The organism is Actinopolyspora alba (assembly GCF_900112765.1).
GTDB lineage: Bacteria > Actinomycetota > Actinomycetes > Mycobacteriales > Pseudonocardiaceae > Actinopolyspora > Actinopolyspora alba.
In genome coordinates this window covers 70315-91299 of record NZ_FOMZ01000008.1, presented here as the reverse complement: position 1 = coordinate 91299, position 20985 = coordinate 70315, and the positions used below count along the sequence as shown (strand labels likewise).

Here is a 20985-nt window from a genome sequence, read left to right as displayed (position 1 = left end):
GTTCCACTCGGGACGTTCGTTCGTCCTCGGCGGAACGCTCGTTGCGCGTCGCGAGCGCTCTCGGAGTCGGGAGCGGTGCCGGAGTTCCGAACGCGACGTGTCCGCGACCCTCGTTCGACACGCGCGGACACGCCACAGCACGAAGTGCGCTACAAGCCGGTGACGAACCGGCGAACGGTTTCGTCCACCCGCTCCACCGTGGACAGGGTGCGTTCGATCTGATCGTCGGCGCGGTGCATCCCCTGCGGCACCACGGTTTCCGGGTTGTCCGGATCCATCCGCCGCAGCGCCGACTCCGCCTGGTGCAGCGCGGTACGCGAGGTCACCAGCTGCCGCTGGGCCTGTTCGAGGTGATCCGATACCGTCCGCAGTGCCTGCTGGAGCTCTTCGAGTGCCGACACGGTGTCAGAGCCGTCCCGCGTAGTTCTCGGCCGAGGTGATGCTGGCGTTGATGGTGCCCTGAATGCCGTTGAGGCTCTGTGCCGCCTCGGCCAGCATTCCGTAGGCGTGCTGGATCTCCTCCTGTCCACTGCCCTGCGTGGCCGTCGCCAGTGCCTGCTGCGCCTCCTCCAGCGAGAGGGTGGCCTGTTGTAACGCGGCCACGCTCTCCGATGCCTTCTGGTTGGCGAGTGCGATCCCCGCACGAACCTCTTCCACACCTGCCATCTGTTTCGAGCCCCCTCCGGGATGGTCGTTGTCGGATGCCCCTTGCCGACCGTTCGGTCGTCCTGGTCGAACACCGATGTCGATCACCAAGTTAGCGCTCCGTGCGCGCCCGGCCGTCCTCAGGTGGCCACCGGGCGTGTCCGTGTGCGACAGCCACGCGAAGCCGACCACGGTCCCGGCCGTACCCGGTCGACGAGCCGGGTCGGTTCGACGGTCCGCACCGGTTCGGTGTTCGGGGTCAACCGGGGCGCCGATTGCCCTGACGCGGGTAGCGGTCGGAGGTGTCCGGTGCGCCGGTGCCGGTGCTCGGGGCGGTGGAGCCGGTCTGCCACGCCTCCAGCAGCACGCGTTCACCGCCGGGGACCAGTTCGCCGACCAGCTCCGGAGCGTCGACGACCGTCCACGCGCTCGGCGGTTCGCAGGAGACCCGGCTTCCGGTGAATCCACTGCCGAGCGTGTGCAGTGCGTTCCGCACCGCCCGTGCCAGGGTCGCCGAGGGGTTACCCGTGCCCGGATCGACCGTTTTCCGACTGATCGTCACCGAACGGCAGCCCGGCTCCTCGTCGGAGCAGTCGGTCGTTCGGACCACACGGCCGTCGAGGAGCTCGACCACGCCGGAGCAGGCATCACGGGCCGTCGCCTCGTCCTCGGCGGCCACCACCAAGGTGATCAGCAGTTCCATGCCGGACTCATAAGCGGTCACGTCCGACATTGTCCCGTTTCCCACCGCGGTGCTGTCGATCGTCCGATGCGTTGACGTCGCACCGGCGAATCACCCGGAAGAACCGGTTCAGTCGGCCTTGCGGTGCTTGCCGCCCGTGCCGTCCTCGGGACGGGGGATCAGGTGCCCCGGTCGCGGTTCCGATTCCGGTCGGTGGTGCCTGCCGAACTCCGAGGTGGTCATCGCCTCGGCCGGTACCGCGCGGGGACCGGAGTGGGGCTCGCGCTGCTCCGGTGTTCGCGCGGCCGTGTCGTGTGTCGAGGAACCACGCGGTTTCGGAACGGTCGCACCTGCGAGTTCGTAGTGCTCGCGAAGCCGTCTGCCGTCCTCGTCCGAGAGGTGGCCGTGTTCCGTCTCCACGCGCGGAGCCGTACGCACCCGCTCGCGGGAGACATCGAGGTTGAGCGCCCCCTCCTCGGCAGCGGCGTCGCCGAGCGGTACGAAGCTCTCCCGCACTCCCAGCGGCCCGGAGCGCACCGTGATCCATTCCGGCCGGTGCGTCACGTCGTCCACGTAGATGTTGCCGACACGTCCGATACGTGATCCGTCCCGGTCGTAGACTTCGTTTCCGATCAGGTCCTGCGCGGCTGGCACGTCGTTCATGGACTCCGCCTCGATCGTACGGTCGGGTACCGAGTCGTGGTTCGGGAGCGGCGATGCGCTCCGAAAACTCACGCTGCCTGGGCCGGGATCCACCCGCAACCCGTTCGAGGGCACCCTTCACGCTTTCGAGTGACCATTCGGCAGGAGTTCCACCCGTGCGGTGGAATCAGGTATTTAGTTCTCTTCCGATGAAAGTCACTACATCGTGTAGTACTTCCTCGGTGTTGGTCTCGTGGAACAGGTCGTGCCGGGCACCCGCGTAGCCGTGCTCGTGGAACTCCGGGCCGCGCAGCTGTTCCATGCCCTCCCGGCTGTCGGCCTCCGGAACCAGCTCGTCCTCCTCGCCGTGCAGCCACAGCGTGGGCACGGCCAGGCTGGGACCGCTCCGAATCGTGCGCAGGATCTTCGCCACGGCTGTCAACGTGTGGCGCGGAAACGGTCCGTGATAGACCAGCGGATCCGCGAGGTACTCCCGACCGACCTCCGGATCCCGCGACAGGCTCGCCGGATCGATCGGGGTGCGCGGAATGTGCTCGTCCGCCAACAGGTCCAGCGCGTTGAAGGTTCCCAGGATCGGAGCCGACAGCACCAGCGCCACCAGGTGCTGCTGGTACGACTGGGCGTGTCGCACCGCCACCGTGCCCCCCAGCCCGTGCCCGATGGACACCACGGGCAGTCCCGGGTACCACTCGGTGGCCCGGAGCCGGAGGGTCTCCAGATCGGCCACGAGGTGTTCGACGTCCTCCACCACGCCGGCCTCGCCCTCCGACTCGCCGTGTCCCGCCATGTCGGCGGCACACACCACGGCCCGCGAAGCGGCCAGCTTCTCGGCCAGCCGTCGATAACGTCCGGCGTGCTCGGCGTAGGCGTGCGAGAACAGCGCGATCCAGCCCGGTTTGTCGCCCACCCAGCTGTGCACGGCCAACCGGCCCTCGTTGCCCGAAAGTGTCCACCGCTTCGACTCGATCATGCGATCAACCCCAGCACACGTTCCGGCAGTCGCCAACTCCGCTCAGTGAAACGCCGTGGCGCTGACGTGCCCGTTACCGCAGACTCGACCGTAGTCCCAGCGCAGGTGGAACATCTCGGTCTCGTCGGGAGGCGTCACCCGCAGCGCCGACGGCAGTGGTTCGCAGTCGCCGTCCCTGGAGCCGCTGCCACTGGGAACGACTCCCCAGTGCAGCGTCGTCGAGGTGGTCTCGCCGGGAGCGAGCCGCACGTTCGACGGTCCCGGATCAGCGGCCCACTCCACGTCGGTGGGCAGCGCCGTTCCGTTGGAGCCGGTGAACTCCAGGCCCGGGTAGCCGTACACGGTGCAGGTCCTTCCGGCGGTGTTGCGCAGCGTCAGCTCCGCGTAACGCTGCCCCGCGCCGGGGTGACCGCCCTCCAGCGAGGCCGCCATCATCGAAGTGTGACAGCGCGAGGACCCGGAGCCCTGTTTCGTGGCCGTGTCCTCGGTCCCAGCCGCGTCCGCGTTCCCGCCTCCCGTTCCCGTGCCGGTCGACGTTGTCGCTTCCCGGTGATCCGCCGGAGCGGCCGAGTTCCCGGAGTCCTCACCCGCGGAACCCGTCGCCTCGTTCGTCGGTGTCGTGGTGCCCGAACCCGACTGTTGCTCCAGCGCGTTGCCCGCCGGGTCCGCTACTCCGTTCGTGCTCGCCGGTTGCTGTCCGCATCCCCCGAGCAGCGCGCCCGCGAGCAGAGTGGTCGATACGGCCAGCACGCGAGTACCGAGTTTGTTCGATCGGTGCGGGACCATTGAGGTCACCTCCCGTTCCCACCATGTCGCGGTGGGATCGTCGTTGCCCGGTTCTTGTTGTCCCATAAGACGTGTCGGTCGGGGCGGGGTTGCTTCCGTATTCCCGGATTGGGCGAGATCACGCCGTATTTCCGTTTTGTGCGACCTGCTGCGAAACACCTTTCGGATCGTCGCGGCGGCTGGGCTTTCCGTCCCGTCGAACCTCACGACTCGTAGCCGGGTGACAGCGCCGAGTGCCCCCTGCTACCCGTTCGTGTGGGGTCACTCACTGCGCAACGGGAAAAGTCGATCTCACCGAGTGCTCGGACCGCCCCAGTTCCGGCCGTCGATGTGCTGGTGTGCGGTCCGATCCGGTTCGCGGGTCGAACACCACCGATTCACCGGCGTGGCCCGGCCGTCCACCGGATGTGCTCTACAGTCGTGCGCGGGGATGTCCGAGTCGTGCCGCGGTCGGCCCCGCGGTGATGCGTCCGTGCCGGACGGTGCGCCGCTTCCCGCGGCGGCCGAGCGCACGGGCCGGTCGTGGTATCCGCCCGACCGTGTCGGGGTCACATGCGGGAGAGTCGGGGGTGAACCCCGATGCCGGTGAGGCCCCGGTGGGCGAGATTGGTCTCGATACAGTTCCGGAGGAGCCACATGGGAGGTTCGAGGCACATCCGATACCCGAAACGATCCCGGACACTCGAAACGAGACGGCGTCACCGGTGCGACGGACGGCGGTCTCATGAGCGGGCGTGATCTGACATGACCACGATCGCGGTGTTACTCGCGGCGGTGGCGGCTTTCGGCAACGCCTTCGGTGCCCACCTGCAACACGGTGCGGTACATGCCACGATCTCCGATCGCAAACTGGGGGTTCGCAGTCAGCTGCGGCTGGTGGGCAACAGCCGTTGGCTGTTGGGACTGATCTGTCTGGGCGGTGGAACGGTGTTGCACGCCCTGTCACTGGGGTTGGCGCCGCTGACCGTGGTGCAGCCACTCGGGGTGCTGGCGCTGCCGCTGACCGTGCTGCTGAGATCCCGCGAATCGGGGATCGGCCTGGACAGGCTGCCGCGCTCCTCGGTGCTCGCCGCGCTGGCCATAACGGCCGGGGTGTCCGCGTTCGTGTTCCTCGCGGTACGCAGCGCCACACCCACCGCCGTGAGCCCCCAGGCAGCGGGAACGGCGATCGAACTGGTGACGGTGGCCGTGCTCACGATCGGGCTGATCGGGTTGTTGACCAGCGGATCGATGCGCTGCATCGCCTACGCGTCCGGGTGCGCCGTCGCCTACGGCCTGGTCTCGCTGCTGCTGCGGGCGGTTTCCCAGCAGGTCACCTCGGGGCAGCTCGCCGACATCGAGTTGTGGTTGCTGCTCGGCATGGGTGTGTCGGTGCTGATCGGTGGGTGGCTGTTGCAGCACGCCTACGCCAGCGGTCCGCCGGATCTGGTCGTCGCCTGCCTCACGGTGATAGATCCGCTGGTCGCGGTCGGACTGGGAATCGGTTTGCTGGGGGAAGCCGACGCCGTCGGTCCCTGGACAGCCGTTGCCGAGGGGGTGTGTGCCGCAGTGGCCTGCGCCGGTGTCTTCGCTTTGGCGCGCTACCACCCGGACAACCGCGGCAGCGGCGCACATACCGTGGCCCCCAACGGCAGTGACCGACGGGTAACCTCGGTCGATAGTTCGTAACGGGAGTAGCAGTGACTTCGCAACCCAGTGGGCGGCCGCTGCGGATCGTGCTCGGAGCAGTCATGTATCCGCCCGATGTCAACGGTGCCGCCAGTTTCGCCCACCGCCTGGCCACAGGACTGGCCGCACGTGGCCACGAGGTCCACGTGATCTGCCACGCCCCGGAACGCCGCTCGTACACCGCGACCGAGGACGGCGTCACCGTCCACCGGGTCAGCTCCTACGGCACCCCGGCACATCCGACGACGCGGGTCTGTCCGCCCTGGCGAGCCTCCGCCGAGGCCAAACGCCTGCTGCGCGAGATCCGGCCGGACGTGGTGCACGTCCAGTCGCACTTCTTCATCGGTCGCGGTGTGATCAACGCCGCCCGCCGCATGGGGATTCCACTGGTGGCGACCAATCACTTCATGCCGGAGAACATCTTCGGTTATCTGCCGATCCCCCGCTTCCTGCAGTCCACGGCCGCCGCCGTGCTGTGGCGCAACCTGGTCAGGCATTACAGCAAGGCCGCCACCGTCACAGCGCCGACCCCTCGCGCGGTACGGCTGTTGCGGGAGCACGGTTTCGACAAGCGGGCACTGCCGATCTCGTGCGGCATCGAGATCGACCGTTATCGCAGTGCCGCTGCCGAGTACCGGGAACAGCACCCCGCCCCGGCCGTGCGCACCGTGCTGTTCGTCGGCAGGCTCGACGAGGAGAAGCACATCGACGATCTGCTGCGGGCCATGTCCCTGCTGCACACCGACGCCCCCACCCGCTTGGAGATCATCGGTGACGGCAGCAGGCGTGAGTCGCTCGAACAGCTCGCGGCGGAGCTCGGTATCGCAGACCGGGTGTGCTTCGCCGGGCTGGTCGACGAGGAGGAGCTGCTCGCCGCCTACGCGCGTGCCGACGTGTTCTGCATGCCGAGTATCGCGGAGCTGCAGAGCCTGGCGACGATGGAGGCGATGTCCGCCCGAACCGCCGTGGTGTTGGCGAACGCGATGGCACTGCCGCACCTGGTGCGGCCGGGGCGCAACGGTTGGCTCTACCCGCCGCGCGACGTGCACGCCCTGGCGAAGGCCATCGACGAGGTCGTCACCGAACGCGCCACCATCGACGGCATGGGGGCGTTCAGCCAGCACATCATCTCCGAGGCCCACGACATCGAAGCCGTGCTCGCCCGGTTCGAGTCGGTCTACCACCACCTGATCGACCCGGTGCACACCGACGACCCGGCCGAGGTTCACACCGAACTGGCCGGCTGAGCAGCCACCGCCGAGCGGTCCGCCGCGAGGGCCGTCACCGCGAACGGGAGCGGCATGCCCCGGACGGCCCGCCCGAGCCACGAGGGATGAACCGAAAGGACTCCGAGCCGCCGATGCCAGCAGCCGATCACGAACAGCTCCCGGACACTTCCCTGCGCTGCCGCAGAAGCCGCGAGCGGCTGGACGTCGGCGGCAGCGCGCTGCACTACTGGCGATACGCCCCTGCCGTGTCCGAGCCTCCGGAGGCCGGAAGTCCCGAAGCCGATGACCCGTCCGGCGGGAGCGCGGAGCGCTCGCACCCTCCCATGCTGTTGCTGCACGGGTTGCGCGGCACCCATCACGGGCTGGAACCGCTGGCGGCGGCGCTGCCGGAACGGGAACTCCTCATCCCCGACCTGCCGGGCTTCGGCGACTCGGGACCGATGAGCACGCGACGGCACGACGTCGCCGGATACGCCCGGGCCGTGGTCGAGCTGCTGCGCCGACTCGATCACGGTGGGGAACGGATCGATCTGCTCGGGCACTCCTTCGGCTCGGTGATCGCCGCCGCCGTGGCGGCGGGATCACCGGAGCTGGTACGACGGCTGGTGCTGCTCAATCCCATATCCACCCCCGCATCGCACGGCCCCTCGGCGCTGCTCGCCCGGTTGACCTCGGTCTACTACCGGATCGGTGAGCTGTTGCCCGCACGGCTGGGCAGAGCACTGCTCTCGAACAGATGGATCGTGCTGGGAGCGAGTCACGCGATGCTTCGCAGCCGGGATCCGAGGGTGCGGCGCTTCGTGCACGACAGCCACCTGCGGCATTTCAGCCGGTTCCACAGCCCCGCGCTGCTCGCCGAGACGTATCGCTCCTCGATCTCCGACACCGTGGCTGACCACGCCGCCGAGTTGACCGTGCCCACGTTGCTGATAGCGGGGGAGACCGACGAGATAGCACCGCTCGCCGGGCAGCGACGGATGCGCGATTCGCTAGTGGACGCCAGGCTGGAGGTCATCGAGGCGGTGGGGCACCTGGTGCACTACGAGGCCCCACGGCACGCGGCCCGTTCGATCCGACGCTTCCTGGACGCCGCGTGACCCCGCGCACGGATCCCGCGTCCGAGCACCGCACCGGCGGGGAGGACGACGGCGGGCAGGAGGACACGGCGCCGAAGCGGGTGTTCGTCGACGCCCGCTGGACACGAACCGACTTCCCGGACGGAATCAGCCGTTACGGAGCCGGGATCATCGAAGCGCTGCACCGCCTCCGCCCGGTCACCATGCTGATTCACGACAGGCGCCAGTTGCGGCTGCTGCCGGACGGCGTGCCCTACCGGTTGATCAACAGCCCGTTCTCGCCCCGGGAACTCCTGGTCTCGCACACCCTGCGACAGCTGGGGGCCGAAGTGGTGTTCAGCCCGCTCCAGGTGATCGGTGGATTCCGGCGCCGATACGTTCTCGTGCTCACGCTGCACGATCTGATCTACTACCGCGATCCCCGTCCGCCCGGTTTCCTGCCGTTGCCGGTTCGGGTCGTGTGGTGGCTCTTCCACCACGCGTGGTGGCCGCAGCGGCTGCTGCTCAATCGGGCCGACGCGGTGGTCACCGTCAGTGAGACGACCAAGCGGTTGATCGCCCGCCACCGCCTGACCGCTCGGTCGGTGACGGTGGTGCCCAACGCCCCGGGGGAGGCACACGCATCGGTCGACCGGCCGGACGCGGTGAGCGGAGCTACCGAGTCGTCCACCGCGACCTCCGGGGTAGTCGCGGTGGACGAGCCCGACCCGGGCACGGGCGCTGCTCGCGGGGAACTGCTCTACATGGGGTCGTTCATGCCCTATAAGAACGTGGCGACCCTCGTCGCGGGAATGGCCCGCTTGCCCGATTATCGTCTTCACCTGCTCAGCCGGATACCGCCCGAGCGGGAACGCGAGCTGCGCCGGATCGTTCCCTCGAATGCCGAAGTGGTTTTTCACAACGGCATCGAGGAATCCGCGTACCGATCGCTGTTGCGTCGTGCCGCCGCGTTGGTCACCGCCTCGCGGGACGAGGGATTCGGACTGCCGGTCATCGAGGCGATGAACGCCGGAACTCCGGTGGTGTGCAGCGACATTCCCATCTTCCGTGAGGTGAGTGGCGGTAACGCGTGGTTCTTCGATCCCGGTTCGGCCGCGGAATTCGCCACGGCGGTGCGTCGCACCGAGAACGTCGAATCGCGCGGTTCCGTGGTCGCGGCGGCGCGCGCGCACGCGGCCGGATACACCTGGGACGTTTCCGCCCGACAACTGTCCGAACTGATTTCCCGGTTGTAGGTCCGTTCCGTCCGATTCCGCTGCGCCGTTCCCCAGCCTTGGCCGAACCACCTACCCGATCTCGCGGCCCCAGGAGGCGAGAACCGAGGGGAGGTTCCGCCAAGCGAACACTCCGACAACCCGGTCGGAAAACTTCGATCAGTGCGTCCAGACCTTGATCGCCCGCACCACGTAGGGTGCGCGGGGTACGAAGCTGCCGCCGGGATAGGTGCTGAAGTCCGCGCTGGTGGCGCACCGCGCGTCCTGGTAGACCGTGACGGGTCTGTCCATTCGGTTGACGAAGGAACGTGCCTCGATGTCTCCGTTCAGCCGCACGCATTCCTCCATGTTCGTGCCGCGCAGGTCGGAGGAGTGCTCGTTGCCCGCGTAGTCGGTCTCCGACCAGGCGCAGAACACCCCGACATCACAGGGCCGGTCGGTACCGGGCACCGCACCCGCCGCGAGTGGTTGGACCGACCCGCCCAGCAGCAGAGCAGCCAGCAGCGGGAACAATACCCGGCCGACTCGCGGGACGACCGGAACTCGGGAATCGCCGCGCGGGAATCCGTGGTGCGGGTACGTGCCGTTGTCGCGAGTGAGCATGAAACATCACCTTTCGTTCCGTTCGAGGGAAGAGGTGTGATCCCGATCGGGACACCTGTGATCAACATGCTCAACCGGTGCGCGCACTCGCCAGCGAATCGATCGGATTCACCCCGGAAGTGTGGTTTTTCGGTTTCGTCATCGGTCTCGTGCCGTCCGGGCGGCGCGATGTTTCGCGGCCTGGGTGGCGTGTTTCCGGGGTTTTCGATCTCATGGAAGCATGCAGCAGACCGTGTTGGGCAAGACTGGTATGGCGGTGTCGCGAATCGCCTTCGGCACCTGGCAATTGGGTGGCGAATGGGGTTCGTTCGACGAGGAACAGGCCATAGCGGCCATTCGGCACGCACGAGAACTCGGAGTCAATTTCTTCGACACCGCGCAGGCATACGGCTTCGGTAAATCCGAAGAGGTTTTGGGTCGGGCGTTGCGCTCCGAACTGGAACGGGACCGGGACAGTCTCGTCATCGCTACCAAGGGCGGTATCAACCCTGGCGGGGAGCGCCCCAGGGACGCCCGGCGCGCGTCACTGCGGCAGGGCGTCACCGAGAGCCTGCGTGCACTCGACGTCGACCACATCGATCTCTACCAGGTGCACTGGCCCGATGAGCGAACTCCGGCCGAGGAGACCGCCGCCGCGCTGCAGGAGCTCGTCGACGAGGGCAAGATCCGGCACGTGGGGGTGTCCAACTACGACGCGGGCCAGCTCGCCGACTTCGACCGCACCCGACCGGTGGAGACGCTGCAGCCGCCCTACCACCTGTTCCGGCGAGGTATCGAACGGGAGACGTTGCCCTACGCGCGGCGGCACGACATCGGGGTGCTCGCCTACAGCCCACTCGCGAGTGGACTGCTGACCGGCGGACTGCGCCAGGACACCACCTTCGAGGCCGACGACTGGCGTTCGCAGTCCTCCGCCTTCACGGGGGAGACGTTCCGGCGCAATCTGGAGGTGGTCGACCGGCTCGCGCGGTTCGCCGCCGACAAGGGCGCCGACGTCAGCCAGCTCGCGATCGCGTGGGTGCTCGCGCGGGAGGGGGTGCACGTCGCCATCGTCGGGGCGCGGAGTTCCCGCAACATCGAGAAGAGCCTCGCCGCCGCGGAGCTGCGGCTCGACGCCGACGATCTGGCCGAGATCGAACGCATCACCGCTTCGGGCGTCTCCATCGAGGGCGCCAGCCCGGAGGGCGTGGCCTGAGCTGTCGCTGCCTGGCCGGTCAGGGCCTGACCGGTCGATGAGGACGTGCGATCACCACCTCCGCAGCACGGGCGCGGTGCCCCGGAACTCCGGAACCGCTCTCCGGAACCGCCTGGGATGTGGACCGTCACCACGTGGCCACGGCGGTTCCGGTTCGTCCACCGCCGCGGCCCGGGGTGGCCTCGGGCCGGGCCGCCCGCGACCGCAACCGACATCCGGATGGGACGCTGAAGCGATGCACCACGAGTCCGATCCCTCCTCCTCCACGCCGCTGGTACTGCGGATCGGCCACGAAGAGCTGCTGATCCGCAAGCGCTACGAAGTGATCAGCATCACCAACGACATCCTCATCGCGCTGTGGTTCATGGTGGGCAGCATCCTCTTCTTCTGGGAGGCCACCACCACCGAGGGGACCTGGCTGTTTCTGATCGGCAGCATCGAGCTCGCCATCCGTCCGGCCATCCGGCTCAGCAGGCGGGTGCACCTGCGCAGACTGCGCGGTCGCCCGTCACGGCACGACAACGACTCCGAGCAGGACTTCTGAGCCCTGCCCGCGGCGATTTCGCGAGAAATCGACGGGGCGAGGGCCGTGCCGACCCGGCGATTTCGCGAGAAATCGACATCCCCACCCGCCGAACGGCGATCGTGCCCACCGCACAACGATCCGCGAACATCGCGGGGTGATGATGTGGTGCCAATACCCCCGAGCGGGTGATACACACTACTGTGTCACCAGTCACGCCGACCGGGGCTCGGTCCGTACCGGCTCTCCCGGGGCGCTCTCACCCCACCAGAACGAAAGAGCCCGATATGCAGGCACTGATGCAGGACCGTCCGCTCACCATCCCGCACATCTTCCACCGGGCGGAGCGGCAGTTCCAGGACAAGCGAATCGTCACCACCACGCTGCGTGGTGAGGTCGAAAGCACCTACGCCGAGTGGGCCTCGCGCGTCCGGCGACTGGCCACCGTGCTCGACCAGCTCGGGGTCCCCGAAGGGGCCAGGGTGGCCACGTTCGGCTGGAACACCCAGCGTCACCTCGAACTCTACTTCGGCGTGCCGTGCACCGGACGCGTGCTGCACACCCTCAACATCAGGCTGTTCGCCGAACAGGTCGCCTACATCGCCGAGCACGCCGCCGACGACGTGGTGTTCGTGGATCGTTCGCTGCTCCCGATGCTGTGGCCCATGGCCGATCAGCTGACCACCGTGCGGTACTTCGTGGTCCTCGACGACGGCGCGGACTCCGAGATCCCGGACGACCCCCGCATCCGGGACTACGAGGAGCTGCTCGCCGCCGCCGAGCCGTTCCGCGGTCGCTTCGAGGTCGCCGACGAGAACGCGGCCGCCGCGATGTGCTACACCTCCGGAACCACCGGTCAGCCCAAGGGCGTGGTCTACTCGCACCGCTCCACGGTGCTGCACTCCCTGGTCAGCCTGACAGTCGACGCCGTGGGGCTCAGCGAACGGGACACCATGCTTCCCGTGGTGCCGATGTTCCACGTCAACGCCTGGGGGTTGCCCTACGCCGCGATTTTCGCGGGTACCTCGATCGTGTTCCCCGGTCCGGCGATGAAGCCCGAGGCGCTCGTGAGCATGCTGGAGCGCCATCGCGTAACCACCACGGCGGGCGTGCCCACCATCTGGATGGGGATGCTGCCGTTGCTGGGTGACCACGACCTGTCCAGCCTGCGGGTGGTCGTCGGCGGGGGTTCGGCCATTCCCACGGCCCTGTCCGAGGGGTGGCGCGAGGCGATCGGCATTCCGATCACCCAGGCGTGGGGCATGACCGAGACCAGCCCGCTGGCCTCGCTGGCCAGTCCCCGCAGTCATCACGACGGATTGAGCGCCGAGCAGCTGATCGAGGTGCGTGCCACGCAGGGCCAGGCCGTCCCGCTGGTGGACCTGCGCATCGTGGACATGGACACCGGGGAGGAACAGCCGTGGGACGGTGCCACGCCCGGTGAGCTGCAGGCGGCCGGGCCCTGGATCGCCTCGTCCTACTACGGCGACGAGGGGCGGGACGCGTTCACCTCCGACGGGTGGCTGCGCACCGGCGACGTGGCGACGATGGACGAGCACGGTTTCGTTCGGCTCGTGGACCGCACCAAGGACCTGGTCAAGTCCGGTGGCGAGTGGATCTCCTCGGTCGAGCTGGAGAACCACATCATGGCCCACGAGGACGTGGTCGAGGCAGCAGTGATCGCCAAGCCGGATCCGAAGTGGACCGAGCGCCCGGTGGCCTGCGTGGTCACGGAGGAGGGGAAGCAGCTCACCTCCGAACAGGTGTTCGACCACCTGCGGCAGCGGGTGGCTAAGTGGTGGCTGCCGGACGAGGTGTGGTTCGTCGACGAGCTGCCCAAGACCAGCACCGGCAAGTTCTCCAAGAAGACGCTCCGCGAACAACTGCTCGGCTGAACGCCTGCTCTGCTGAACGCCTGAACGGCTGCCCGAACGGTTCGACCGGGGTCGCCCTGGGACCCTCCCGGCGGTCCCCGGTCGACCGGAATTCTCGCGGCCGCGCCCGCTCGGGGTCGGATCGAGCCGTTCACTCCGCTTCGGGCAGCACGAGCCGGAAGGTGGCTCCCTGCCCGGGGCGGGTGTCCAGCTCTATCCGGCCACCGTGGTTTCCCGCTATGGCCGCGGCTATCGCCAGCCCCAGTCCGCTGCCGCCGTGCTCCCGGGTGCGGGCCGCGTCGGCCCGGTAGAACCGGTCGAACACCTGGCCCGCCTGTTCGGGGGACAGCCCAGGCCCCGAGTCGGTGACGTCCACGATCGCGGTCGGCGTGCCCGCCACCAGCTCGGGTCCGGACACCCACCGATCCGGGCCGTTCAGTCCGCCGGTAGTGCTACCCGCCGGGGCGGTTCCCACCCGAACCCGGATGTCGGTCTCCGGCGGGGTGTGCGACAGCGCGTTCGAGACCAGATTGCCCACGACCTGACGCAGCCGGTGGGAGTCCCCGATCACCCGCACGGACTCCAGTTCCGTGGCGTCCGGGCGCAGCGGGTCCAGCCGCACCCGCGAGGAGGCCCCCCGGTGCGCGGTGCCGCTGATCGCGTCGGCGGTCACCGAGAGCAGGTCCACCTCCTCACGGTCGTAGACCGGCTCCTGGTCCAGCTTCGCCAGCAGCAGCAGGTCCTCCACCAGTAGACTCATGCGCTCCGCGTTCTGCTCGATCATCCGATGCGCCTCGTGCCGCTGCTCGGCGGGCAGGCTCTCGTGCTTGAGCACCAGCTCCGCGAAGCCGCGCATCGAGGTGAGCGGCGTGCGCAATTCGTGTCCCGCGTCGGCGACGAACCGCCGCAGCCTGGCCTCGGAGGACTCGCGTTCCCGCAGCGCCGACCGCAGTCGTTCGATCATGGTGTTGAGCACCCGACCGAGCCTGCCGATCTCGGTGTGCGGATCGGTCTCGCGCAGGCGCAGATCCAGGTTCCCCTCGGCGATCGCGCCCGCTGTACGCTCCATCCTGGTCAGCGGCAACAGTCCGAGGCGCACCACCCACCGGCCGACCGCGATCAGCCCCACCACGGTTGCCAGCAGCAGTGCCGAGTTCAGCCAGAGCAGTTTCGACACGGCCCCTTGCAGCGTGTCCAGCGGTAGCGCGACCACCGCCGAACCCTCACCGGGAATGTCCTGCCGCAGCACTCGCCAGCTGCCACCGCCGGACTCGGCGGGCACGGTGGTCGGTTCCCGGTACTCGGAGAAGTTCCCGGCCTGCCCCGCCCGCAGTTCCGGGCCGTTCTCGGGTCCGCTGCCCAGCGACTTACGCAACTCGCCGCTCGGGGTGTAGAAGTACACCCGGAAATCGGATGGCAATCGCCGCTGTCCGTCGTCTGGTTCACCCGGTACCGGGCCACCTATCGCCTCCGGCCGGGGCGGCCGGAAGTCCTCCAGCTGTTCGTCCACCCTGCTCAGCAGCCACGAGCGCAGCACGACCACGCCGATCACCTGCGAGGCCAGCACGGCGATCGTGGCGAGCAGGGTCGCGCCGATCAGCAGTCTGCGCCGCAACGAGCGGGCACGCAGCCAGTCGGGAACGGTCACCCCACCCGTCACGACGTCGCCGTCCCGGTGTGCTCCCGCGGTAGCCGGAGGCAGTAGCCGACGCCGCGCACGGTTTGTATCAGCGGCGGCTCGAACCGGTCGATCTTGCGCCGCAGGTACCGCACGTAGGTCTCCACGATCCTGCCGTCACCGGCGAAGTCGTAGTTCCACACCTGATCGAGGATCTGGGCCTTGCTCACCACCCGCGTCGCGTTCGTCATCAGGTAGGACAGCAGGTTGAACTCGGTGGGCGAGAGCTGGATGTACTCGCCCGCCCGGTGAACCTCGTGCGCAGCCTGGTCCAGTTCCAGGTCCGCGTAGCGCAGCGTGTCGGAGTCCGCCGCGCCAGTGCTGCCCTCCTCGTGGCCGGTGCGCCGGAGGATCGCCCGGATGCGCAGCAACACCTCGTCCAGGCTGAACGGTTTGGTGACGTAGTCGTCGCCACCGGCCGACAACCCCTCGATGCGGTCGTCTACCTCGGTGCGTGCGGTGAGGAACAGCACGGGCGTCTCCGATCCGGCGGCCCGCAGCCCGCGGGTCACCGCGAACCCGTCCAGATCGGGCAGCATCACGTCGAGCACCACCAGATCGGGGCGGAAACGTTGCGCCTCCACGAGCGCCTGCTGCCCGTTCTCGGCGACGCCGACGGTGTAGCCGGCGAGCCGCAGCGTCGACTCCAACAGGATGCGGATGCTCGATTCGTCCTCGACGACCAGGATCCGCCGCTCGACGGCCGCGTCGGATTCGCCCATGCTGTTCTTCCCGCTCGGTCTTTCACGCACACTCGTACAGCGTCGACGACTGACCCGTGCCCGAACTCGATCCGGCAGAACCGGATCCGGACGCGTCACCGTCGTCGCTGTTCCGACTGCCGGTCCGACTTCGGTTGTCGGTCTCGCTCCGACTGTCGCTCAGATATTCGGATGAGTCCACCTCGGAGCAGTTCCGCTCGATCCACTCGCTCCGCTGTTGGGAGTAGCCGCCGCCACCGGGACCACCGCCCCGGCCGCCGCCACCGCGACCACCGTCCGAACCGAGGACGTACCGCAGTTCGCCGTTGTCGGTCCACTCCGCCAACTGTGACACCGAGGGAGCGTTGTCACTGCCGGTGAAACCGCCCATTCCGATGACCGTGGCGTCACTGTGCAGGATATACGACGAGGCGGACATGGAGCCGCCGCTGATCGCCAGCTTGATGCGGGCCGATCCCGAATGCTGGATCGCGTAGTCCAGTATCGCCTGTTGCCGGTCGCTCAGCGAGGCGCCACCCCGACCGCCTCCCGGTCCGCCTCCTGCCGGGAAACCACCGGAGTCGTTGCCGTACTGCCCCGGCATACCGGACTGGCCCTGGTCGTCGGACTGCCCGCTGCCGGAACCGTTACCGGACTGCCCAGGCATACCGGGCTGCCCGTTGCCCGAGCCGTTCGCCTGCCCGGACATTCCGGGAGGTGCGTTCCCACTCCCGAAGGGGTTGTTGCCGGAGTCGTTGCCGCCCCGGCCACCTCCGGGACCACCGCCACCGAAACCGCCCATGCTCGACGGTCCGGCCGTCGGGTTCGTGCCGCCCATTCCGGAGGAACCGCCGGTGGATTCACTGATGGCCCAGGCGCCGGGCGCGAGCAGCACGGCCACCATCGAGCACGCCGCGGCCAGCGGCAACAGCCGTGACCACTTCCAGCCTACGGCCAGCAGCACGGCGGCCAGCGCCCCGACACCGAGCACCGCCCAGGCCAGCCAGCCCATCCAGTCGGGAGTGCGCCGGATGATCACTGCTGCCCAGCAGACGGTCGCCACCACACCGAACATGCCCGCGGCGGGCACCCAGCGCGAGCCCGCGCGATGGGCGCGCACCAGCAGCACCACCAGACCGCCGCACAGCGCGGCGACCGCGGGCGCGAGCTGTGTCGTGTAGTAGGGGTGGATCGTGCCCTGCTGGAACGAGAAGACCGCCCCGCAGATCAGCAGCCACAGTCCCCATAGTGCCCAGCCGCCCGCGGCCGGCGGTTGTCCCACGGTTCGATCACCGCTGCGCCGCAGCACGCCGACCGTGATGGCCAGCAGCAGCGCGATCAGGCACAGCGGCAGCAGCCAACTGATCTGGCCGGCCAGCTGGTCGTTGAACAGCCGCAGCGGTCCGGCGCTCCCCGCGAAACCGCCACCGGGGCCACCGCCCTGGCCGCCGCCTCCGCCCGGGAAGCCGCCACCGGTGAGCTCCCCGGCACTGCCTGGGAAACCGCCACCGGTGAGCTCCCCGGCACTGCCTGGGAAACCGCCGGTGCCGTTCGTCGATCCGCTGCCGTAACCACTGCCGGGGCTCGTGTTGCCGACGCGGATTCCGCCACCACCGGGACCCTCGCCGCCGAATACGCGGCCGAGGCCGTTGTAGCCGATGACCAGGCTCCACGCCGAGCCGTCCTCACTGCCACCGATGTAGGGGTGGTTGCCCGGCCAGAGATCGACCATCGCGACCCACCACAGCGACGACACGAGCAGCGACACCGCCGCCGCCCCCAACTGCGCCAGCTTCGTTCCCCAGCCGAACCGGGAGCTGATCAGCCAGACCACGGCGAAAGCGGGCACGACCATCCAGGCGGCCAGCATCTTGGTGAGGAAGCCGCAGCCGATCAGTGCCGCCGATCCGCACAACCACAGCGTGGCGTTCCTACCGCGGGTGGCCTGCGACGCGCGGGTCAGCGCGTAGGCGGCGGCCACCAGGAACAGCATCAGCAGCGGATCCGGGTTGTTGTCCCGATTGATCGCCACCGTGATGGGGGTCAGCGTCAGCACCAGGGCCGCGATCAGCCCCGCGCTCTCACCGGCCCAGCGCCGTACCGTGCGGTGCAGCAACAGCACGGTGAGCACGCCCTCGACCACCTGCGGCAGGATGAGCGCCCAGCCGCGCACGCCGAAGATCTTGCTGCTGATCACCTGGGGCCACAGCGCGGCGGGTGGTTTGTCGACGGTGACGACTCCTGCCGGGTCGAACGACCCGAACAGGAAGTTCACCCAGCTCTCGCCCATCGACTTCACCGCGGCCGAGTAGTAGGTGTTTCCCCAGCCCAGCTTGCCGATGGCCCAGCCGTACAGTCCGGCCGCGAGTACCAGGATCGCCGCCAGCGCGATCCTCGACCACAGTGGGCCGCTCGTGGCGCGGTGGCCGGTGGGGCGCTGTTCACCCATCCCGGAGTCACCCAGCCCGGCGTCACCTACTCCGGGGTCACCTCCCCCGGTCGCCTCGGCGATGGTTCCCGAGGTCCGCGTGGAACCCATGTGGTTGTCGTCCTCCGTTGGTTCGGTACTCAATTCGTCTCACCACTTTCCTGTCGTGGTGAGCTGGAGTCGTCGCGGCGGAACACCGTTGTCCGCAGCAGCAGGAAACGAATGGCGGTGACCAGTACGGAAGCGCACGCCAGCACCACGGATTCCGCGGCGGGGGAGGCGTCGCCCGCCGCCGAGTCGTAGAGCAGTACGGCCGCCGAGGTCACCAGGTAGCCGAGCAGGAACAGCCCGCCCGCGCCGATGTGGGCCCGGCCCAAACCGGTCTCGGAGTCCCGGAAGGACAACCTCCGGTTCGCCTCCGTGTTCAGGATCGTCAGCACCAGCAGTGAGACGAAGTTGGCCGCCACGGCGGGCCACCACTGGCGCAGCAGCCAGTACAGCACCGCCTGGCCGATGGTGCAGAACACCCCGATCAGCGCGAAGTAGCCGAGCTGTCCGAACAACCGGGAGCGCTTGGACTCCGGCGCCAGTACCGCGTCGGGGTGCTCGGAGGTGACCGGGCCGCGCGCGGGGACGGCGACCCGGGCGGCACCGGTGCTCTTGCGGCGGGCGATCCGCCAGAGCCCGCGCAGGTCGTCCACGGCGGTGTTGAACACCTTCACCCTGCTGTCGGTGTCCTCGACCCAGTCGACCGGGACCTCGTGGATCCGCAGGCCGTTGTACTCGGCCAACAGCAGCAGTTCGGTGTCGAAGAACCACTCGTCGTCGTTGGTGGCGTGCAGCAGCGGGCGCAGCGCCGAGGTGCGGACGGCCTTGAAACCGCACTGGGCATCGCTGAAGCGACTGCCGTGCGTGAGCCTGATCAGCTTGTTGTAGCAGCGCGAGATCAGCTCGCGCCGGGGTCCCCGGACCGTGCGGGCCGCGGGCGCGAGCCTGCTGCCGATGGCCATGTCGGAGTGACCGCTGGCCAGCGGCGCGACCAGCGGCAGCAGGCCGTCCAGCCCGGTGGACAGGTCCACGTCCATGTAGACCGCGATGTCGGCGTCGGTGTTTCCCCAGGCCGTGCGCAGCGCGAGCCCGCGTCCCTTGCGATCGAGCCGAAGGCAGTCGACCCCCTTCATCTCCTCCGAGAGCTGTTCGGCCAGCTCGGGGGTGCTGTCGGTGCTCGCGTTGTCCACGATCGTGATGCGCCAGGGGAACGGGAAGTCGTTTCGCAGCCGTTCGTGCAGCGTCGTGACACAGCCGCGCAGCGCGCGCTCCTCGTTGTGGACCGGGATGACGATGTCCACCGTGCTCGGGCCCAGCGGCGGGGAGGTGGTTTCCGGGGAGGTCCGTTCGGTCGGCTCGACCGGCTCCTCGTAGGGAAACTGGAACGTCGCCCCGCAGCGCTCGGGGCTCGTCGGGCTCGCGGTCATGGCTCCTCTAACGGAAAGGTCGGCTCTGTCTCTGAACGGATGGGGGAACATCCGTGGGCCCGGTACCGACTCTGGTCCGTTCAACTTGGTGCGGGCGGGGTCGCGACTGGGAATTCGCCGAGAGTCCTTGGGGCGACTGATGTCGGCTCGGTTTGCCTGGCGGTGTGGGTGGCGGAACCTCTCGCACGGCTCTCGCTCCGGGAGGCCCGACATCGAGTAGCCACCTACGCCACGTCGGGCCTTCCTCGCGAGAGCCGCACGGGAGAACCCGCGGTGGTGCCGACTGCGTAAGTGGTGGGAGTGCGGCCTGCGGAGGTGGTTGGAGCGCGGCCTGCGCCGAAGCGGCGCGGCGATTTCGCGAGAAATCGACGGAGCCCGGACCGTGCCGCCCCACTGGCGCGGCGATTTCGTGGGAATTTGACGTCGTGGTCAGAACCAGCGCCGGGATACTGGTCTTCCGGAGACGCGAGAGTGGTGCCGAGGTGCTGCTCGGTCACATGGGTGGTCCCCTGTGGAGCAGCCGTGATCAGGGAGCGTGGTCGGTGCCCAAGGGCGAGTACACCCCCGAGGAGTCGGCCTGGAAGGCGGCCAGGCGGGAGTTCCGCGAGGAGCTGGGGATTGACCCGCCCGCCGGACGTTTCGAGTCGCTGGGCAGCGCGCGGCAGTCGGGTGGCAAGGTCGTCACGGTCTGGGCGGTGCCGGGCGAGATCGATCCGCGTTCGATGGTGCCCGGCACCTTCACGATGGAGTGGCCGAAGGGGTCGGGCCGGATCCGGGAGTTCCCGGAGCTCGACCGCGTCGCCTGGTTCGACCTGGATCGGGCGAGTCGCCGGATCCTGCCCGCCCAGCGGGTGTTCCTCGAACGGCTCTCGGACCTGCTCGAAGCCGATCCGGGCGAGTGGGACTGACCGGCTGTCGAGAGCTTCGTGGGGCGAGCCGTCGCTGCTGCGACGGCCTCGAACTCAGGAGTCGTTCGGCCGCAGCGTCCAGTACACCGTCATCTCGCCGGTCGTGTTGTGCTCGCCGTCCCGGATCGTGCAGTGCACCGGGAACTCGGGGCGGGTTCCGCCGTCGAGCTCGGCGCGCACCTCGTCGATCTCACGGCCGAGCACCGCTTCGGCGGTCAGGTCGCCGAGTGCCAGCTTGCGGTAGGCGATCTCGGAACGGGCGACGAGTGGTGTGGCGCGCTCCAGCAGCGGGGTGAACGCGGCGAGTGTCACCGCGCCCGAGGCGGTCTCGGCGAGCCCGAACATCACCGCCGCGTGCGGGCCACCAACGTGGTTCCGCTGTGCTGCCACGTCCCGCAGCGAGCACACGACCCGCTGCCGCTCCAGTTCGGAGAACTCGATCCCCGCGGTGGAAACCCAGGGAACGGTCTTGTTCATCGCGTCGGCTACCCAGTCGAACTCGGCTGTCATGCCGCGTGATGTTACTGTACGGTAGCTTTCTTGGGTAGTGCCGGTGTGCGGCGCCACCCGCCGCGGTTCCGGTGGCACGACTTCCCGTCGCACCCCGGCGGTCGCGTCGCTGCCGCGCGTTTCCGGTGATCTTGGTGTACTGGATGGCCGACCCACC

At 68.7% G+C, this 20985-nt stretch carries 20 protein-coding genes; 8 read left to right on the top strand and 12 right to left on the bottom strand.

The annotated features are described in order from the left end of the window. Nucleotides 1-149: 149 nt before the first annotated feature. The 6 genes from BM150_RS13445 to BM150_RS13420 all read right to left on the bottom strand — a co-directional run bounded on the left by BM150_RS13445 (nucleotide 150) and on the right by BM150_RS13420 (nucleotide 3746). The gene (locus BM150_RS13445; protein WP_092927608.1) at nucleotides 150-401 is read right to left on the bottom strand and encodes a hypothetical protein; all 252 of its coding nucleotides are present in this window, start codon (nucleotides 399-401) and stop codon (nucleotides 150-152) included. Between the two features lie 4 nt (nucleotides 402-405). After that, entirely contained in the window at nucleotides 406-666 is a 261-nt protein-coding gene (locus BM150_RS13440) for a hypothetical protein (RefSeq protein WP_043575913.1), read from the bottom strand. A gap of 238 nt (nucleotides 667-904) precedes the next feature. Beyond that, the gene (locus BM150_RS13435) at nucleotides 905-1369 is read right to left on the bottom strand and encodes a hypothetical protein (RefSeq protein ID WP_139219527.1); all 465 of its coding nucleotides are present in this window, start codon (nucleotides 1367-1369) and stop codon (nucleotides 905-907) included. Nucleotides 1370-1456: 87 nt separating this feature from the next. Next, the gene (locus tag BM150_RS13430) at nucleotides 1457-1990 is read right to left on the bottom strand and encodes a PRC-barrel domain-containing protein (RefSeq protein WP_092927778.1); all 534 of its coding nucleotides are present in this window, start codon (nucleotides 1988-1990) and stop codon (nucleotides 1457-1459) included. 166 nt (nucleotides 1991-2156) lie between these two features. Next, nucleotides 2157-2960, bottom strand: a complete 804-nt coding sequence (locus tag BM150_RS13425; RefSeq protein WP_092927606.1) for an alpha/beta fold hydrolase — start codon at nucleotides 2958-2960, stop codon at nucleotides 2157-2159. Nucleotides 2961-3002: 42 nt separating this feature from the next. Next, on the bottom strand, nucleotides 3003-3746 hold the full coding sequence (locus BM150_RS13420) for a DUF4232 domain-containing protein (RefSeq protein ID WP_175496811.1): 744 nt from the start codon (nucleotides 3744-3746) through the stop codon (nucleotides 3003-3005). Nucleotides 3747-4490: 744 nt separating this feature from the next. On the opposite strand from BM150_RS13420, the gene BM150_RS13415 reads away from it, so the two are divergent. The 4 genes from BM150_RS13415 to BM150_RS13400 all read left to right on the top strand — a co-directional run bounded on the left by BM150_RS13415 (nucleotide 4491) and on the right by BM150_RS13400 (nucleotide 8954). Further along, complete coding sequence (locus BM150_RS13415; protein ID WP_092927604.1) at nucleotides 4491-5414, top strand: DMT family protein; 924 nt, start codon at nucleotides 4491-4493, stop codon at nucleotides 5412-5414. Nucleotides 5415-5425: 11 nt separating this feature from the next. Beyond that, nucleotides 5426-6661, top strand: a complete 1236-nt coding sequence (locus BM150_RS13410; RefSeq protein WP_245755481.1) for a glycosyltransferase — start codon at nucleotides 5426-5428, stop codon at nucleotides 6659-6661. A 113-nt stretch (nucleotides 6662-6774) separates the two neighbouring features. Continuing rightward, nucleotides 6775-7740, top strand: a complete 966-nt coding sequence (locus BM150_RS13405; protein WP_092927776.1) for an alpha/beta fold hydrolase — start codon at nucleotides 6775-6777, stop codon at nucleotides 7738-7740. A gap of 80 nt (nucleotides 7741-7820) precedes the next feature. Beyond that, on the top strand, nucleotides 7821-8954 hold the full coding sequence (locus BM150_RS13400; protein WP_092927775.1) for a glycosyltransferase: 1134 nt from the start codon (nucleotides 7821-7823) through the stop codon (nucleotides 8952-8954). Between the two features lie 138 nt (nucleotides 8955-9092). Here the strand turns inward: BM150_RS13400 and BM150_RS13395 are convergent, their stop codons facing one another. Further along, complete coding sequence (locus BM150_RS13395) at nucleotides 9093-9536, bottom strand: peptidase inhibitor family I36 protein (protein ID WP_092927603.1); 444 nt, start codon at nucleotides 9534-9536, stop codon at nucleotides 9093-9095. 220 nt (nucleotides 9537-9756) lie between these two features. On the opposite strand from BM150_RS13395, the gene BM150_RS13390 reads away from it, so the two are divergent. The 3 genes from BM150_RS13390 (at nucleotide 9757) to BM150_RS13380 (ending at nucleotide 13149) form a co-directional block, all read left to right on the top strand. Next, nucleotides 9757-10731, top strand: a complete 975-nt coding sequence (locus tag BM150_RS13390) for an aldo/keto reductase (RefSeq protein WP_217641630.1) — start codon at nucleotides 9757-9759, stop codon at nucleotides 10729-10731. A 235-nt stretch (nucleotides 10732-10966) separates the two neighbouring features. Then, nucleotides 10967-11275, top strand: a complete 309-nt coding sequence (locus tag BM150_RS13385; protein ID WP_092927602.1) for a YrhK family protein — start codon at nucleotides 10967-10969, stop codon at nucleotides 11273-11275. A 266-nt stretch (nucleotides 11276-11541) separates the two neighbouring features. Next, complete coding sequence (locus tag BM150_RS13380; RefSeq protein WP_092927601.1) at nucleotides 11542-13149, top strand: long-chain fatty acid--CoA ligase; 1608 nt, start codon at nucleotides 11542-11544, stop codon at nucleotides 13147-13149. Between the two features lie 130 nt (nucleotides 13150-13279). On the opposite strand, the gene BM150_RS13375 is transcribed toward BM150_RS13380, so the two are convergent. From BM150_RS13375 to BM150_RS13360, 4 genes are read right to left on the bottom strand one after another with little or no spacing between them, the layout of a single operon-like run. Beyond that, nucleotides 13280-14788 carry a sensor histidine kinase gene (locus BM150_RS13375; protein ID WP_217641629.1) on the bottom strand — a complete coding sequence of 503 codons (1509 nt, stop codon included), beginning with the start codon at nucleotides 14786-14788 and terminating at the stop codon, nucleotides 13280-13282. Next, nucleotides 14785-15528 carry a response regulator transcription factor gene (locus BM150_RS13370; protein WP_092927600.1) on the bottom strand — a complete coding sequence of 248 codons (744 nt, stop codon included), beginning with the start codon at nucleotides 15526-15528 and terminating at the stop codon, nucleotides 14785-14787. Before BM150_RS13370 ends, BM150_RS13375 begins: the two co-directional genes overlap by 4 nt. Nucleotides 15529-15550: 22 nt before the next feature. Beyond that, nucleotides 15551-18079, bottom strand: coding sequence for an ArnT family glycosyltransferase (locus BM150_RS13365; protein WP_217641628.1), 2529 nt, complete (start codon nucleotides 18077-18079; stop codon nucleotides 15551-15553). Beyond that, nucleotides 18076-19410 (bottom strand): bifunctional glycosyltransferase family 2/GtrA family protein, encoded by a 1335-nt coding sequence (locus BM150_RS13360; RefSeq protein WP_092927599.1) that lies wholly within the window; start codon nucleotides 19408-19410, stop codon nucleotides 18076-18078. The genes BM150_RS13365 and BM150_RS13360 overlap by 4 nt, the downstream gene beginning before the upstream one ends. A gap of 425 nt (nucleotides 19411-19835) precedes the next feature. Here BM150_RS13360 and BM150_RS13355 point away from each other — a divergent pair, with 425 nt between their 5' ends. Beyond that, entirely contained in the window at nucleotides 19836-20318 is a 483-nt protein-coding gene (locus tag BM150_RS13355) for an NUDIX hydrolase (RefSeq protein WP_092927598.1), read from the top strand. A 54-nt stretch (nucleotides 20319-20372) separates the two neighbouring features. Here BM150_RS13355 and BM150_RS13350 read toward each other — a convergent pair whose 3' ends face one another. After that, nucleotides 20373-20828 carry a DUF4442 domain-containing protein gene (locus tag BM150_RS13350; RefSeq protein ID WP_092927597.1) on the bottom strand — a complete coding sequence of 152 codons (456 nt, stop codon included), beginning with the start codon at nucleotides 20826-20828 and terminating at the stop codon, nucleotides 20373-20375. Between the last annotated feature and the right edge of the window lie 157 nt (nucleotides 20829-20985).